The 16,307-nt window shown below is 53.0% G+C and carries 13 protein-coding genes; 4 read left to right on the forward strand and 9 right to left on the reverse strand.

Translation table 11 applies throughout. The features are described from left to right. Nucleotides 1-126 precede the first annotated feature (126 nt). The 5 genes from bioB to AC23NW_RS04605 form a co-directional block, all read right to left on the reverse strand. Complete coding sequence (gene bioB / locus AC23NW_RS04585) at nt 127-1,125, reverse strand: biotin synthase BioB (protein ID WP_293842103.1); 999 nt, start codon at nt 1,123-1,125, stop codon at nt 127-129. Nucleotides 1,126-1,213: 88 nt separating this feature from the next. Continuing rightward, nucleotides 1,214-2,710 carry a gluconokinase gene (locus tag AC23NW_RS04590; RefSeq protein ID WP_487447999.1) on the reverse strand — a complete coding sequence of 499 codons (1,497 nt, stop codon included), beginning with the start codon at nt 2,708-2,710 and terminating at the stop codon, nt 1,214-1,216. Between the two features lie 82 nt (nt 2,711-2,792). Beyond that, complete coding sequence (locus tag AC23NW_RS04595; RefSeq protein WP_487448000.1) at nt 2,793-4,073, reverse strand: WD40 repeat domain-containing protein; 1,281 nt, start codon at nt 4,071-4,073, stop codon at nt 2,793-2,795. Between the two features lie 201 nt (nt 4,074-4,274). Continuing rightward, on the reverse strand, nt 4,275-4,982 hold the full coding sequence (locus AC23NW_RS04600; protein ID WP_293842094.1) for a response regulator transcription factor: 708 nt from the start codon (nt 4,980-4,982) through the stop codon (nt 4,275-4,277). Nucleotides 4,983-5,197: 215 nt separating this feature from the next. Next, nucleotides 5,198-6,508, reverse strand: coding sequence for a sensor histidine kinase (locus AC23NW_RS04605; protein WP_487448001.1), 1,311 nt, complete (start codon nt 6,506-6,508; stop codon nt 5,198-5,200). Nucleotides 6,509-6,761: 253 nt separating this feature from the next. Here AC23NW_RS04605 and AC23NW_RS04610 point away from each other — a divergent pair, with 253 nt between their 5' ends. Further along, complete coding sequence (locus tag AC23NW_RS04610) at nt 6,762-7,169, forward strand: DUF1573 domain-containing protein (protein WP_293842088.1); 408 nt, start codon at nt 6,762-6,764, stop codon at nt 7,167-7,169. 59 nt (nt 7,170-7,228) lie between these two features. Here AC23NW_RS04610 and AC23NW_RS04615 read toward each other — a convergent pair whose 3' ends face one another. The 3 genes from AC23NW_RS04615 to AC23NW_RS04625 form a co-directional block, all read right to left on the reverse strand. Further along, a complete protein-coding gene (locus tag AC23NW_RS04615; RefSeq protein ID WP_487448003.1) occupies nt 7,229-7,555 on the reverse strand; it encodes a hypothetical protein in 327 nt (108 codons plus the stop codon). Nucleotides 7,556-7,689: 134 nt separating this feature from the next. Beyond that, a complete protein-coding gene (locus tag AC23NW_RS04620; RefSeq protein WP_487448004.1) occupies nt 7,690-8,175 on the reverse strand; it encodes a group I truncated hemoglobin in 486 nt (161 codons plus the stop codon). A gap of 115 nt (nt 8,176-8,290) precedes the next feature. Continuing rightward, entirely contained in the window at nt 8,291-8,716 is a 426-nt protein-coding gene (locus AC23NW_RS04625) for a heavy-metal-associated domain-containing protein (protein ID WP_293842079.1), read from the reverse strand. A gap of 127 nt (nt 8,717-8,843) precedes the next feature. Between AC23NW_RS04625 and AC23NW_RS04630 the strand changes: the two genes are divergently transcribed. Further along, the gene (locus tag AC23NW_RS04630) at nt 8,844-10,067 is read left to right on the forward strand and encodes a TlpA family protein disulfide reductase (RefSeq protein ID WP_487448006.1); all 1,224 of its coding nucleotides are present in this window, start codon (nt 8,844-8,846) and stop codon (nt 10,065-10,067) included. Between the two features lie 53 nt (nt 10,068-10,120). Here the strand turns inward: AC23NW_RS04630 and AC23NW_RS04635 are convergent, their stop codons facing one another. Then, nucleotides 10,121-10,975, reverse strand: coding sequence for a lytic transglycosylase domain-containing protein (locus AC23NW_RS04635; protein WP_293842073.1), 855 nt, complete (start codon nt 10,973-10,975; stop codon nt 10,121-10,123). A 365-nt stretch (nt 10,976-11,340) separates the two neighbouring features. Between AC23NW_RS04635 and AC23NW_RS04640 the strand changes: the two genes are divergently transcribed. Then, the gene (locus AC23NW_RS04640; RefSeq protein ID WP_487448007.1) at nt 11,341-14,802 is read left to right on the forward strand and encodes a SusC/RagA family TonB-linked outer membrane protein; all 3,462 of its coding nucleotides are present in this window, start codon (nt 11,341-11,343) and stop codon (nt 14,800-14,802) included. 25 nt (nt 14,803-14,827) lie between these two features. Then, complete coding sequence (locus AC23NW_RS04645) at nt 14,828-16,306, forward strand: RagB/SusD family nutrient uptake outer membrane protein (RefSeq protein ID WP_487448009.1); 1,479 nt, start codon at nt 14,828-14,830, stop codon at nt 16,304-16,306. Nucleotide 16,307 lies beyond the last annotated feature (1 nt).

A 16,307-nucleotide genomic window follows, 5' to 3' on the forward strand; every position in this document is an offset into this window, starting at 1 on the left:
TCAATTCCCCCGGCGGTTCTTGGGGGGGGGGTGTGTGTTATACTCTGGGGTTCCACAAACCACCCCCCCCCCACCACTGTTATATCTGTAGTACCCGTTATCTGTAGCACGGAATGTCATTCCGTGTTACATGTGTACTGGAATTTGTTCGAACTTGACGGGTGCTTCGCCGTTTTTGAACGACGGGCGTGGCCGGATGTTCAGCGTCTGGAACAGTTGTTTGTCGGCATCTTCTTCCGGATTCGGCGTCGTCAGCAGCTTGTCGCCGGCGAAGATGGAGTTGGCACCGGCGAGGAAGCAAAGCGCCTGCTCTTCGGTGTTCATCCGTACGCGGCCGGCCGACAGACGGACCATGGCTTTCGGCATAATAATCCGCGCCGTAGCAATCATCCGGATCATTTCCCAGACCGATACGCGCTCCTGATCTTCCAATGGCGTACCTTCGACCGGCACAAGGGCGTTCACCGGTACCGACTCAGGGTGCTCCGGTAGGGTCGCCAGGGTCAGCAGCATACCGATCCGGTCTTCCTGTTGTTCGCCCATACCGATAATACCGCCTGAACAAACCGAAATACCTGCCTTGCGGACACTACCCAGCGTTTCCAGCCGGTCGTCGTACGTGCGGGTTGTGATGATATCGTCGTAAAATTCTTCGCTTGTGTCAAGATTGTGGTTGTAGGCATACAATCCGGCTTCTTTCAGTTTCTGAGCCTGCGAATCGGTAAGCATGCCGAGGGTACAGCACACTTCCATGCCCATACCGTTTACCCCTTTTACCATGTCGAGTACCTTGTCGAAGTCGCGGTTATCACGGACTTCGCGCCAGGCGGCACCCATGCAGAAACGGGTACTGCCGGATTCTTTGGCCCGTTGCGCGGCATCAAGCACCTCGTCAACTTCCATCAGCTTCTGCACCTTGACATTGGTATGATAACGGGCGGCCTGCGGACAGTAGGCACAGTCCTCGGGGCATCCTCCTGTTTTAACCGACAACAGGGTACAAACCTGTACTTCCTGCGGATCATGATGCTGCCGGTGTACGGTGGCTGCCTGATAAATCAGTTCCAGAACCGGCGTATTGTAAATGTCCGTAATCTCCTTGCGGGTCCAATCGGTACGAATCATACTATCAGTGGTTATGCGAGCCAGGCGTTGCAGGAGGAGATAAGTCATTCACAACGTCGGAGCTCTGTTTTCTGGTCAACTTTAACTGTCAAATATAGGACTGATTGCGGAATATTTCCGCATGTGCCGACAGGGTTAGCCGCTGACTCCATTCCTCAAAAATCTGCCGGTATTTTGTATGTCGTTCGGCATCAGGCTGATAGGTTTCGCCGAATGTAACTAAATCTGCGGCTTCGTCGAGTGTAGAAACCGTACCGTTGGCTTTGATCGCCAGCAAAATAGCGCCGATGGCTCCGCTTTCGTTACTGGCGTTGAGCCGCACAGGCACACCGGCTATATCGGCCAGCATCTGCACCCAGAATGCTGACTGCGCAAATCCGCCGTTGGCATGGATCACCTTCGTCGGGTGGGTGTGCGGGGTAAGCAGCTGGTTAATGCTCCATAAGTTAAATAAAATGCCTTCCAGCGACGCCCGCAGAAAGTGTGCCTGCGTATGGTTCCAGTCGACGTGCAGGTAGGCTCCCCGTACGGCTGCGTCCCACAGCGGTGCGCGTTCACCGTGCAGGTAGGGATAAAACAACAGTCCTTCGGCACCGGCGTCAACGCTGGCGGCCCGGGCCAGAACGGCTTCGGTTTCAGTTCGGGTAAACCGCTCAGCCAGCCATTGCAGCACATTGGCCCCGTTGTTGGTCGGGCCGCCGACGACGTAGTAGCCTTCGTCGAGGTAGTAGCAGAATAACCGGCCTTGTTTATCCCGCAGCGGATGGCGGACCGTCTGGCGGACGGCACCGCTCGTACCGATCGTCAGGGTAGTGGTTCCGGCCGGAATGGCACCGGCTCCAAGGTTGGCCAGACACCCGTCAGAGGCTCCGATCAGCAGTGAGACATCGCCGGTAAGCGGCAATTCACTGTCAATGGCCGAGGGGACAAACGGGCGCTGATGGGTGGTTGGCACCAGCGCTGACAGCTGGCTGACGTGAACACCGGCTACAGACAGAGCCAGGTCGCTCCATTGCTTGTGCTCCGGATCGAACAGGCCGGTAGCGTTGGCGATGGAGTAATCAATTTCATACTCACCGGTGAGCCGGAACCAGATATATTCCTTGATCGAGATGAAACGGGCGGCCTGATGCAGCAGGTCAGGCTCGTGGTGCCGCCAGTAGGCCAGTTTACACAGTGGAACCATCGGGTGAACCGGCACACCGGTCTGGTGATAAATGGCCTGACCCAGCGCCGCCTGTTCTGTCTTGAGCGTATGTGCCTCTTCTTCGGCCCGGTTGTCTGACCAGATAACGGCATTGGTGATCGGCTTGCCCTCGCCATCAACCGCCATGATGCTGTGCATGGCCGTGCTGAACGCAATGGTCTGAATGGGCTGCCGGTTTTCCAGCTGGCCGACCAGCTCCTTGAATACGGTCACGAAGGCATCCCAGATTTCGGTCGGGGACTGTTCGCACTGGTTTGGTTCCGGGTAATAAGTCGTAATTGGCGTTGACGCTGAACCGACAAGCTGATCAGTGGCAGGATCATAGGCCAGTATTTTGACGTTAGTCGTGCCAATGTCGGCACCGAGGATATAGGCCATGTAAGGACAGGGTATAAAAAAAACTTCCCGAACGGATAAACGTCGGGAAGTTACAGGAAGTCCGGTAAGTTTGAAAAAAAAACTAGTAAATCACACGGAGTGCATGAGCACCGCGTGTCAGACTAATGCGGCCGGGCTGTTTAGCCAGCGCAGGCTTATCGCCTTTGGTAACGGTCCAGAATTCAATACCACCGTTGCGGTTACCATAGTCGAGGTATTCGCTTACGGCAACGGCAATAGCGCTGCCATCGCGGTCAAATTCAACGCTTTGCGGCAGGATACCCTCAAACGGATATTCATTGCCCAGTGTCAGTTTGCCGTCCTTTGCCAGCGAGTAAATGCCTACCGTACTTTTACCGGCTCCTGCTGTTCCGAACGGCGCATACGACTGACCGGCTGATACGATGGCTACCATGGATCCGTCGGGGCTGACGGCTACGGCTTCCGGTGCTTCCGGTGTGGCTGTCTGCGCCAAGATTTTGTGCTCGCCCGCCGTATCTTCGGTGCTGAATTGTACGACAAACACCTCACCGGCACCTGTTCCGCCGGCACCTAATGCTTTTTTGCCGTCCGGAATAATGAAGAAGCTGCCGTCTGGGGTAAACTTGCCTGAGCCTGGCATAGCACCTACTTTCACCGGCTTACCGTGAGCGACAACGTATGGCTTTTTAGTTTTTTCGTCGATAGCATATTTCAACAGACCAACTTCACCGGTTGCGCCGATGGTGTAAGCGGCAAACTGACCACCCGGGTGGAAAACAAGGTCTGTAATTTGCTGGCCCTGGGTAGGAGAAGCTGCTACGAGTACGCGTGTAGGTTTACCGGTCGCGTCAATATCAATGATTTTAATTTCTTTACCGGCATCGGCAGAAGCAACCAGCATGGTACTGCCCTGTGGGTTCAGCGTAACGGCTGACAGTGACGGGCCGGTCGGGAATTTAAATTTAACCGCTGGTTTAGCACCGCTCAGGTCAACCACAAACATAGCGTTGGTCGCCGGAAAATCAGCAATACCGTTTTTGAGTGCAGGTAAGCTGTCGGATACCTGTCCGCGGCCTTCCAGAACAAACGCCAGTTTGCCATTATTGGTGATGGCAATGGTTTTGTCGGAAAGCGTCATGGAATTTGAAACGAGTGCCGTGTTCATGTTCTGACCGTTCCGGTTGAGGGGGAACTGGATGAGCGTTAAGGCATCACGAGTGCCTTTATCTTTGTACAGGTTACCGTCGATCAGGGCAGAAGCAGCCATATCGGCATCCGACACCGCTACAATACCTTTGGCAGCAAACTGGATCGGGGCTTGCTGGGCAAATGCAGCTCCCGCCAGCATTGATAAAGCAATCGTTAATTTTTGGTTTTTCATGCGTCTTTGGCTATAGATTTTTGGGTACCGATGGTTTTGGTATTCTTGCAAAAATAAGCCAGATGCGTAATTTTCCTACTGTAGCAGGGTATTAAATAGCGAAAATCTTGCGCAACCTAAAAGGAACACAAAATCGTATTTGGTTTTACAATGATTTGTACGGGCGACCCCATGTGGTCGCCCATTGCCCATTGCCCGCGGTTACCCATTGAGCCTTAACCGGAAACCAACCCCGTGCAGGTTTTCGATTTTGATGGAAGCATCCGGTGCCAGCCGTTTGCGGAGACGGGAAATAAAGACGTCCAGACTACGGCCCATAAAATAATCATCATCACCCCAGATGGCTTTCAGAATATCATCGCGCCGGATCAGCTCATTAGGCCGGTCAATCAGAAAGGTCAGCACTTCGGCCTCGCGCTGGGTCAGCGTCTGGGTATGCCCCTGAAAGGTCAGGCTACCCTCGGCTAAATTGTATCCGAACGCACCGACCTGCCGTTGTGTCCTGCTGACCGGCGCCGGCTTAGGAGCGGCCTGCTGACCAGCACTCCGCCGCAGAAATACGCTTATTTTTAGTAATAATTCTTCGACACTGAAGGGCTTGCCCAGGTAATCATCGGCGCCGAGCCGGAGTCCGTGCAGGCGGTTGTCGCGGTCGGCGAGGGCGCTCAGAAACAGAATCGGCACCTGCATATCCTGTTGCCGGATGTGTCGGGCGACGGAAAAACCGTCACACTGTGGCAGCATTACGTCGAGCAGACAAACATCAAACTGCCCTGGTTTATACATGGCTTTGGCTTCATCACCGGTCGTGCAGTGTGTAACGGCGTATTCCGCCATTTCGAGGTTGTCCCTGGTCACAAAGCTCAGGTTCACATCATCTTCAACGTAAAGGATATGGGCTTTCGGCATAGGTTTGATACTGGATGTTGCTGATGGTTCTGGTTGTTCTGGTGGTTACTGGTTGTAGCTGATGGTTCTGGTTGTGTTAGTGGCGGCACGACTAGGTGTCCCCGACCGCCAAGTGGCCCTGTTAGAGGGGGCGGCCTCCGCTCGTGCCACCACTTTTTAGAGTTATCGGCAACGGTCGCTCTTTCAAACAATCGCTCATTCACTCATTTACTTGTTCACTCAATCGCTCTTTCACTCATTCTCTCATTGTTTCGCTCATTCACTCTTTGCTCCCCGACCATTACCGGGCAGGTAATGGTGAAGCAGCTGCCACGGCCGACGGTACTGTTAAGTTTGATCTGCCAGCGGTGCGCTTTAATGATTTTGCGGACGTAGTAGAGGCCAAGGCCGAACCCTTTGGCATTGTGCACATTACCGGTCGGAACACGGAAAAACTGGCGGAAAATGGCTTTGTGATGCTCAGGGGCGATACCGATGCCATGATCCTGTACCGACCAGACAAGCTTACCGTCAACGTTTTGGGTCCGGATCAGAATATCGGGGGTGCCGTTCGTATACTTGATCGCGTTATCAATGAGGTTGTGAATAACATTATCGAGGTGATAACGGTCGGCATAGATAAACGGTACGTCGGCCTGCAAGTCGAGGGTAATACCGGCTGTGTAGGAGTTGCGGGCTTCCGTGAGTACGGTATGCAGGTTCTGTTCACTGCACGCCAGGCTGAACTGTCCCTTCAACTGGCTGTTGTGCTCTGAGCGGGCGAGTTGCAGGACATTATTTACCTGCTTCTGCAACCGCTGGCTTTCTTCTTTCAGAATCCGGACATACTGCCCGAACCGCTCCGGCTGGTGCCTTATGGCGTCCTGCTGCAACACATCGGCTGCAATCCGGATGGTAGAAACCGGTGTCTGAAGCTCATGGGTGATGTTGTTGATAAAGTCACGCTGTACTTCCGTCAGCCGCCGCTGCTTCAGAACGATGTTAAGCGTATAGCCGAAAATGACGACCAGGAGCAGCACTGCCGCCGTTGACCAGATCCAGCCGTCGAGCTGTTCGACGACATAGCCGGTCTGCTTCGGAAACCGGATGCCGAAGTAATACGTAAAGCCCGAAAATTTAGGCATGTGACACATCGGCTTGCCGGGCGTACCCGTCGCTACATAATCGCCGTACACCATCTGATCCGACGAACAGTCGTAAATCCCGTATTCAAAATCGGTAATCAGGTTGTGTTTACGGAGCGAGGTCTGAATAAAGTTCTCCAGCGTGACCGGATCAATCGGCGAATCGGTGTTGACAATAAAGTAGTCAGAGGACAGCTGCTTAACGGCGTAGCGGTTGAGCATGACATGGTTGAAGCGGGCGACCTGCATGGCCACTTCCTGCAGGGCAATAAAGGCGGTTTGCCGGAACTGGCGTTCCCGGAGCGCGTATGCTTTCCGCACCCAGACCGCCTGTATGGTCAGGATACCGATAATGGATACGACAGAAAGGACCACGAGGACGCGTATGACAGACCGGGACATGTATAAATGACTGATTATCGATGATTACTATTCATGTAACTAAGGTAGCGTTCAGGAACGGGTAATACAAAATAACCCAAAGTACCGGTCATTCACAATCGGGCTATGGATTCAGGATCAGGCATTAACAAGTCGTTAACAAACGTTAGCAAGCCGTTAACAAGCTAACCCGGTAAGCCGGAATACCTTTGCATTGAACATGTTCGACAGGCTTTTCCGCGTCAGCGGGTCATTTTAACAACAACAAAAAAGTATGAAACGCACTATCCTTTTCTCTTTCGGCCTGATGCTGATGGCCGCAACCCTGGTTCTGGCAAATACAAACTTTATGGCCGCTTTCGGCTGGACAAGCACCACACACGACTTCGGGAAGATTGCACAAAACAAGCCGGTAACGGCGGTCTTCAAATTTACCAACAAAGGTGAGGCACCACTGATCATCAGCAATGCACGCGGATCGTGTGGCTGTACAGGGGTTGATTATCCGAAAGATCCGGTAATGCCGGGCAAAACCGGTGAGGTGAAGGCTACCTATAACGCCGCTGCCATGGGAGCGTTCAGCAAAACCGTTACGGTAGAATCAAATGCAGAAGGTGGTATGGTAACCCTGATGTTTAAGGGAGAAGTGGTCAACAACGCAACTGGTACGAGCGGAAACTAACCGGCATCAGAACAGTAAACACACAAATAAGAAGCCGGGCTTAGTAGGGGGCCTGGCTTTTATTTTTCATCCTGTGTGAGCCGGAACAGGCAGGCAAAGGTCTCGGCAGTCATGCCGGCATCGCCCTGCTCACCGGCGGCCAGAAGCTGACTCGCCGGATGTACGGCTATCCGCTGCATCATTTGTTCGGCCATAACCTCAAGCAACGCGTATTCAGCATCCGATAATTTTTTCCGGTAGCGCGACAGTTCCGATTGCTGAATGTGCAGTAATGTTTCGCGGAACCGCTTCAGAAGCAGCATTAAAGGCGATTGACTATCGGGAGCAGAAAGCGTCTGCGACTGAATGCCAGCCGTTTGATAAACTACTTCAGACGCAGCAGGCATAGGATTTGTAAAGGCGATCATGGCGATCATAAGGTTGGCCGTCGGGAAAACAGGTATAAGGCGATTGTTCCGGCGCTAACGCCGATAATATACGTTAACGTTCCCGGCACAGTTGTGTGCCGGGAACAAACGGGTTATTTACCAACAATCTGTGGTTTCAGGCCACCCAGAACCGTCAATAATTCAGTTTGCTCAGTCGACGGAACATTGAATTTATTGAGGGCTGCCACCAGGTCATTCACCAGCGAGTTGAACTCGTCGTCGGTGATGGCCATGCCTTTGTGGGCAGTTACCATGTCTTTACCTTTGTACGTCTGCGGACCGCCACTGGCCTGACCGATCTGGTCGATCAGGTTATTGCGCAGCGACTGGAACCGGGTTGATTTGGCCGGATCACCGCCATTCTTCACCACATCCTGCACAAGCGGTGCAAACGTACGGGCCATTTTCGGGTCAGCCGCCACATTGAGCATGAACTGATCAACGACGGCGGAAATGGCATTAACACCCCCTAAACGGTCATACAGTGACTTCGGGGCAGCAGGTTCATCTTTTTTACAACCTGTAAACGCGAGGGTACCGGCCAGCAACAATGTTGCTACCCATGTTTTTCTGATCATCGGAATGAAATAGTTATAGGTGAACAAAAATCTAATGTGAAGACAAAACGTCTCCGGCGGCTATGCGCAACATAGCCAATATGAAATAGTTAAGCTGGTACGAATAGGTATCTGACTAACGGAAGCAAAGGGCGTATTTCAGCCGCTCCATTTTAAGAATATATTCCATCGGAACAGGGCATTGCGGCCCCTTAACGGCTGGTTCCTCTACTGACGGCAGGCTGACCTCATTAAACTGCTTTTTCACAAAGGCGGTTAATTCTTTTTCCGTAATGATGTCGGTATCATAAGTAACCCCTACTAACCGGCTGGCCGGATTTGCCGAACAGGCTGTTACCCCCGGCAATTCATCGATTTCGCGGCGGATGCCGGCGGCTTTGGCTTCGTCGGTCAACCCGTCTACTTTCAGCAATGCCACACCAACGGGTTTGGCCTGAGCATGGAGCGGCGGGGCTTCCCAGTTAGCCCATGTCAGCAGGCCGGTCAGACAGGCCACAACCGTCCAGCCCGCAATAGTTGCTGTTTTGCGTAAGACATTCATAAGGTAATGAAATAGCTAATAGTCGGGGAGATATACGCACCGGATGCGGGCTTGGATTTCTCCGGATGAAAAAAGTTGTCAGATCAATGATACGACTGGTATCGTTTTTGCCTAAATTCACCCTACTATGAAGACGACCATCTTTACCTTTCTGCTTGGTTTACTCGTACTTACCGGCAGCGTTGCACAGGATATCTATCAGGGCCCTAAGGCTGAAAATTTATTTACAAAACCGGCCGAAAAAAGCTTTATGCAGGCTTTTTCGGACAAATTCAAGGCCGATTTTGACACGAAGGCGCAATATGAAAAGGCCCGCGCTACCAATGTCGATGAGTGGGAGATGGGCCTGTTTAATGCCCGGAAAGCGCAGGCCGGTTTTTACAAGGAATATCCGCAGGCCGGCGAGTTTTCGGATGCCTTTAAGAAATACGTGGAATCATCGATCCGCTGGAATTACTGGCATCTGATCTTTGCCTATCCGATTCTGCGGGGTAATGCCCAGACAACCCAGACGCGGCTGATGTCTTTGCCGGAGGTCATGCTCGATGGCTTCGACGAAGCAAAAGCCAACGATGCTGATGCACTGGTTGCCGAGCCTTACCGGAATTTCCTGTTTTACTACGTGACCTATTTTAATTCCCGGGCACGTGGTTTTCAAAAATATACGCAGGAGGATATCAACAAGTCGCTGGGCGATAAGGCCGGCTACGCCAAACAGCACCTTACCGGCGCTCCGTATCAGTATGCACTGGCGCGGCTGCTGCTCGAAAACTACGACAAAGTCGTGCCGTCGTCGGTGCGGAACGTATTCAACATGCTGATTGCCACGCCGAATTCGGCGGGATATGCTGAGGCGGTAAAGGCAAAAATCGGGGACGTACTGACTAAAAAAGACGAACCGGTCGTGGCGGCAACGGCGCCGAAACAGCGCAACATTCCGCCGAATACATTCTCTTATACCAACCTGAAAGGCGAAAAGGTTATTCTCGAAGATTTCAAGGGCAAAGTCGTGTACGTTGATTTCTGGGCCAGCTGGTGCGGGCCGTGTCGCGCCGAATTCCCGTTCTCAAAGCAGCTGCATGAACGCCTGACCGACAAGCAGAAAGAGAAAATCGTGTTCCTCTACATTTCGATTGATGATAAGGAGCCGACCTGGAAAAACGCATTGAACGCGCTGCAGCTTATCGGCGAACAGGGCTGGAATCCGGGCGCAGCCCAGTATTTCGGTATTCCGAGCATTCCGCGGTATATGCTGATTGATAAGAAAGGGCAGATTATCGATGGCAATGCCAAGCGCCCGAGCAGCGGCGACGCGATTCTGGCCGATATGCTGAAACTGGCAGAAGGGTAACCATTAACTTCCCGGAAGGTCAAAACTTCCGGGAAGTTAAAAAAGTGTATTCACTACGCGGCCCGCAGCTGCCACGAAAACCGCTGCACCCAGGCATCGGCCGTGCCGGTCAGGGCGCGGAAAGGCAGGCCGGCAAGGCCATCACCCTGTAAGGGAGCCGACAATGTACGCAACATATAACCAACCGTCCGGGCGGCAAAGATGGGTACGTACGACTCAGGACGGGTCAGAATCTCTTTGTAAAACAGAATCCGGTACAGATACAGGCGCGTTTCTTTCGGCAGGTTCATCTGATAATAGTCGCGCTGGTTATGACGGACCAGCTGATTATTGACGTAGCCCGGCCCTGCGTTGTAGGCCGCTGCGACCAGCGACCAGGAGCCGAATTTATCGTATAACTGCCGGATGTAGCGGCAGGCGGCATCGGTCGCTTTCTCCAGATTAAACCGCTCATCAACCCGCTTACCGACCTTGAGGCCGAGGTCACGGGCCGTACCGGGCATCAGCTGCCAATAGCCGGCAGCACCAACCCGCGATACCGCGCGGCCGTTCAGGCTGCTTTCAGCCACCGGCACATACAAAAAATCGTTCGGGATACCGTGCCGTTCGAGGATCGGTTCAATCAGCGGGAATACCTTGTCCGAACGTTCCCGAAGGCGTTCGAGGTCATTGTTGTGGCGGCCGTAGGTTGTCATGACCTGTTTCCAGCGGTCGAGGACACTGACTTGTTCAAACGGCACACATTCACCACAGAAGTTTACGTCTAACACCGGAAATTCGACTTCGCTGCGTTCGCGGGTCTCATGAAATGTCTTTGTGACTTTACCGGCACTGGTTGCGTCTGCGAGAGCGGTTGATACATTGACAATTTTAGGGGCTACTGCCAGGGCCGGCTTAACAGCGGCCATAAGCAAAGAGAATCCAACTTGTTTTAACAAAACTCTAGTAAATTGATAATATAAGTATAACGATGTGGTTGTCTGGATATTGCTCTGACAATCTATAAAGTAAGTCTGCCCCGTTAATCCCTCATGGCAGCGCCTGCCAGTGCCTGTTTTTCTGCTTTTAATCCTTGCCGGATGCGGGGTTCATGTAGTCCTGCCAGCAACCGCATTTCGCTTCAGTTCTATCGCCGCTCTGCTATAACTGCATTGTACTCTAAAAATTTTGCACTTTTTTTCTAAAACGGTTGGATTTTACGCTTCCGGAAATATACATTTGCCATTATGTTCTACATAATTATTGACAATCATTTTTTAAGTCTACAGTAACTATGAACATTTTCTATAGAAACAGATTGGCAATCAGACAGCATTTACTGCGTAGACAACCGGCCGTATATTCAGCACCGCAGGCAATACCGGCTCCTGGCAGAAAAAGCCAGGTCATCCGGCTACTGCTGACCGCCATGTTTTGGGTCGGGCTTACGGCAACATTAACCTTTGCGCAGAACCGACAGGTGAGGGGTACAGTGGCCGATGCCACAGGCGCCACGCTGCCCGGCGCAAGCGTGTTGATAAAAGGCACAACAACCGGCGTGGTCACAGATGAAAACGGACGTTACAGTATACAGGCATCCGGCAGTGCAACCCTGGTGTTCAGTTATATCGGCTACCTGAGTCAGGAAGCAGCCGTTGATAACCGGACGACCATTGATATCCGGCTGGAAGCCGATGCGGCGTCGCTGGCAGAGGTCGTTGTGGTGGGGTATACCACCCAATCGAAGGCAAAAGTTACCTCGGCGGTGTCCAGAATGAGCGCAACCGAACTGAAAAATACGCCGAGTGCTAACCCTGTACAGTCGCTCCAGGGCAAAATGGCGGGCGTCTCGATTCCGGTAACTACCGGGCAGCCGGGCCTGGCGTCGGCCAATATCATTATCCGGGGCGGGACGAAAAGTAATGTATATGGAACCGACGGTAATAATGCGCTGGGCTCCAACGCGTCGGATGTTAACCCGCTGATTGTCATTGATGGCGTATTCCGTTCCCGTTCTGAGTTCAACGACATTAACCCGAATGACATCGAAAGTGTACAGGTGATGAAAGACGCCGCTTCCATTGCCATCTATGGCGCACGGGGCGCAAACGGGGTGATTGTGGTGAAAACACGGACGGGCAAATTCAACGCCAAAACGAGTGTTAATGTCTCGCACCGGACTACGTTTGAGCAGCCCGGCCGGAGCTATAAATACCTGAATGCAGCCGACTATCTCAGGCTGGCCCGAACCACGGCCAATACAACCTATGACCTCAGTGCTACCCAGAAAACTACGTTTCTGAACAACGGAGGCTTCTCGGCCGGCACCCGCCTGTATACGAACAAAGGCGACTACGGCAATGGCCTCTACACGACGGCACTCTATAACAACATTGTGGCCGTTGAGGGACAGGCATACGTGGACGCACTGCTGGCAAAGGGCTATCAGACCATGGATGATCCGGTCAATCCGGGGGCGAAGCTGCTTTTCTACGATAACCGGTACCAGGATATGCTCTGGAAGACGGGCGTAACGCAGGATAATAACGTGAGTATCAGCGGCGGCGGTGATGTTGCCAATTATAACCTGTCGGCGGGGTATACCCTTCAGGATGGTACGCTGGAGGGCACGCAGTACAAACGGTACAATGCGCTGGGGAATTTCGGTTTTAAGCTGAGCAAAGCCGTGACGCTCGACGCAATGGTCAATTACCAGAACGTTATTCCGAACAATGTTGAGGATAACTACCTGAATGCTACCATTCGCGGCATGCGGATTTCGCCGCTGATCCGTACGTTCAAGGAAGATAGCAACCCGCAATCCGGCGAGAGCTATTCGGTCCGGAACTGGTTTCATACGCTCAAATACGACGAATACCGGGTTAATACCGAGCGGATTACGTCGCGGGTCGGCCTGACCTACAACATCATACCGGGCTTATCATACCGGCCTTCGCTGTCGTATGTGATGAGCGACTACCGGTTTCTGTTTATGCGCAAAGGCGTTCCGGATTCAGACTTTGCCAAGCCGTCGACCATCCGTGAGAAACGGGAAAACGTCGATTTCTACCGGCAGCTGATGGTTGACCAGATTCTGCAATACGACCATACCTTCAACCGCCTGCACAACATTACGGCGCTTGCCGGTTTTAACTACACCCGCAACTACAACAACACAATAACGATTGGCTCGCAGCGGGCGACGAACGATTACATTTTTACCATTAACGAACCCTCGATTACGTCGATCAACGGGGTACCGACCACCAACGTTACCGCCTTCGGGACCGGTATCGGGGTCACTAAATCGGCTTCGTTTTTTGGTCAGCTTCAGTACGACTATGATGCGCGGTACCTGTTAGCGGCGTCGATGCGGTATGACGGGTTCTCTAATTTCGCCCCCGGCAACAAATACGCCACATTCCCGTCGGTTTCGGGGGGGTGGAACATCCACCGGGAAAGCTTCCTGACCAACGTGAAACCTGTCAGCAACTTAAAGCTTCGGGCCAGCTGGGGTATCTCGGGCACGAGCGGGCTGAGTTATACCGACACTTATGGTGGTTATAATGCCAACCAGTATGCCCAGTCGCCGGGAATTTTGCGGGCCAATCTGGCGAACCCGAACCTGAAATGGGAGAAGACCGAAGTGACGGACATCGCCCTTGACCTGGGCCTGTTCAACAACCGCGTGAACCTGACGGTCGACTGGTACAACAAACTGACCAAAGACCGGCTTGATTCAAAGCCGCTGCCGGCTGAGTCGCCGTTCAGCTCAATCGTTTTCAATAACGGAATTCTGCAAAACAAGGGTATTGAAATCGAATTAGGGGCCGAGGCCGTCCGAATCAATGATTTTTCGTGGCGCATCAACGCTACGTTTGCCAGAAACAACCAGAAAATCCTGAAACTGCCCGACAATGGCCGCGCTAAAAACCGTCAGGGCGGAACGATCATTGCCGATCCGGTAACCGGAAAAGACATTGAAGTCGGCGGGTTTGCCGAAGGCGAACGGCCGTATGCGCTCTATGTTTTCCAGACCGACGGGGTGTTTGCCACCGAAGAAGCCGCCCAGAAATGGAATGCGCAGTATACCGACCGCATGGTGACGACCAACGGCCTGACGGTGAAAAAACACGCCGGTGATTACATCTTCCGCGACCTGAACGGCGACAACATTATCGACCAGAAAGATGTCGTTTTGATCGGCTACCGCACCCCGAACATGTTAGGCGGTATCCAGAATACCTTCACCTACAAAGGACTGTCGCTGCGGTTTAACGCCGATTATGCGCTGGGGCACATGATTTCGAACGGGGCGCTGGCCCGCGCGCTCGGCACCGGACGTGCCTTTAACGAAGGGGCACCATCGGAAGCGCTCGGCAGTGATATCTGGCAGAAAGAAGGCGATACCGGCAAGCGTTACGCCCGGTTCTCGCTGGGTGATGCCGATGTCGGGCAGAAAAACTACATCCGTGGCTCTTCGGTCGGGGTCAATAACTCGTATGCCTCCGACGTGTCGGCCCTGTTTGACAAAGGCGATTTTCTGGCGCTTCGTGAGCTGACACTGGCCTATGACCTGCCGAAGCCTGCGGCGAAGAAGATCGGGGCAGCGAACATTAACGTATTTGCGAGCATCTATAACCTGGGCTATCTGTCGGCCTATAAGGGCCTGAATCCGGAGGTCTATACCGGCTATGATCCGGGCGGGTATCCACGGCCGCGCCAGATTTCGCTGGGTGCCAACCTGCGGTTTTAACTGACTCATCCTTACAAGCTACAACATGAAAAAGACACTATATATCATGGCGGTCGCGCTGATAGCGATGCCATTGCTGCAAGGCTGCGATAAGCTGCTGGAGGTAAAACCCGACTCGTCGATTACCGAACAGACCTATTTTACGAGTGAAGCCGATTTTGAGCCTTATCTGACCGGTATCTACGGCGCCATGCGCAGTTTTGCGAATTCCGATCTGTACGGATCGCAGCGCGGCGACGAATACGTGAACGGGATTAATGCCCGGCTTAATGCGGCGGTCTCGCTGCACCAGTTAAGCCCCAGCAACGGCGCGGCCGACTGGCAGGCATGGTATACCGCTATCGGCAACTGTAACCTGCTGCTCGACAAAATTCAGGGGTTTGAGTTTTCGGGCAGTCCTAATACCAAAAAACGTATTTTAGGGGAAACCTACGCGCTGAGGGCCTATTTCTATTTTTCACTCACCCGTATTTTCGGCAAGGTTCCGCTGATGTTACAGGCCGTAACGGACGATAACGTGCCGCTGCTCGAACGGTCTGCCGAACCCGACGTGATGAAGCAGATCCAGAGCGATATTGATGCGTCGGTGCAGAACTTTACGTCGATGACGAACTTTGCCAAAAATGTATTTCCGTCAACGAAATACCGGTTTAGCTATGCGGGCGTACAGGCGCTTAAAATGGATTCACGGATGTGGAGCGCCAAAGTACTGGGCGGAGGGGCTGCGGACTTTAATGCGGCCCTGGCAGCAGCGGCCGAAGTGGAAGCGAGCGGTGTCTCGCTCAATGCAGACTTTAAAAATGTCATTGGCCTCAGAGGGGCGTCTAATCCGGAGCATATCCTGACCGCTTTTTTCCTGAGAGACGAAGGCGCGACCAATTTTGCCATTAACCTGATGGCCCTCACCAGTACGATTACCGGCGTGATCAATGCCGACAGCATTGTTTCGGCGGTGTCGCCGTCCTATGCGCAGTCGGGGTATCTGATGAGTCCCCGGGCAAGGTCATGGTTCTCGAACGGGGCCGACAAACGCATCCCGTTTACGTATGTGGCTGAGCGGCGGGCAACCGGTCCGGCCACGTCGGTGTGGGTGGTAAAACACCCGGGAACAAAATATGCCGACGACCGCGTGGCCGACAATGACCTGCCGGTGTACCGCCTTGCGGATATTATCCTGCTGAAAGCTGAAGCGTATGCCGCCCTGGGAAATACACAGAGCGCCGTGGCGGAATTAAACAAAATCCGGAAGCGGGCCGGTACCGGCGACTACACCGGTGCAACGGATAAAACCACCCTCGAGCTGGAAATCCTGACCGAGCGCGGCCGTGAGCTGTATGCCGAAAACAAGCGGTGGTATGATCTGGTGCGGTTTCATAAAGGCGGTACCATTGATATCTATAAATTTGTTCCTAACCTGGTTGGTAAGACCACTCCGCTTTATTGGCCGATAACGATTACCAATCTGGGTAAAAACGCAAAACTCGTACAAACCGAAGGTTATTAAT

The sequence above is a fragment of the Arsenicibacter sp. R0_47 genome, assembly GCF_057652235.1.

Coding starts and splice junctions, on each gene's coding strand:
- AC23NW_RS04625 (WP_293842079.1), bottom strand. CDS start 8,716: ATGAATGTCTTACGCAAAACAGCAACTATTGCGGGCTGGACGGTTGTG.
- AC23NW_RS04615 (WP_487448003.1), bottom strand. CDS start 7,555: ATGCCTGCTGCGTCTGAAGTAGTTTATCAAACGGCTGGCATTCAGTCG.
- AC23NW_RS04595 (WP_487448000.1), bottom strand. CDS start 4,073: ATGAAAAACCAAAAATTAACGATTGCTTTATCAATGCTGGCGGGAGCT.
- AC23NW_RS04600 (WP_293842094.1), bottom strand. CDS start 4,982: ATGCCGAAAGCCCATATCCTTTACGTTGAAGATGATGTGAACCTGAGC.
- AC23NW_RS04610 (WP_293842088.1), top strand. CDS start 6,762: ATGAAACGCACTATCCTTTTCTCTTTCGGCCTGATGCTGATGGCCGCA.
- AC23NW_RS04635 (WP_293842073.1), bottom strand. CDS start 10,975: ATGGCCGCTGTTAAGCCGGCCCTGGCAGTAGCCCCTAAAATTGTCAAT.
- bioB (WP_293842103.1), bottom strand. CDS start 1,125: ATGATTCGTACCGATTGGACCCGCAAGGAGATTACGGACATTTACAAT.
- AC23NW_RS04645 (WP_487448009.1), top strand. CDS start 14,828: ATGAAAAAGACACTATATATCATGGCGGTCGCGCTGATAGCGATGCCA.
- AC23NW_RS04630 (WP_487448006.1), top strand. CDS start 8,844: ATGAAGACGACCATCTTTACCTTTCTGCTTGGTTTACTCGTACTTACC.
- AC23NW_RS04590 (WP_487447999.1), bottom strand. CDS start 2,710: ATGGCCTATATCCTCGGTGCCGACATTGGCACGACTAACGTCAAAATA.
- AC23NW_RS04620 (WP_487448004.1), bottom strand. CDS start 8,175: ATGATCAGAAAAACATGGGTAGCAACATTGTTGCTGGCCGGTACCCTC.
- AC23NW_RS04640 (WP_487448007.1), top strand. CDS start 11,341: ATGAACATTTTCTATAGAAACAGATTGGCAATCAGACAGCATTTACTG.
- AC23NW_RS04605 (WP_487448001.1), bottom strand. CDS start 6,508: ATGTCCCGGTCTGTCATACGCGTCCTCGTGGTCCTTTCTGTCGTATCC.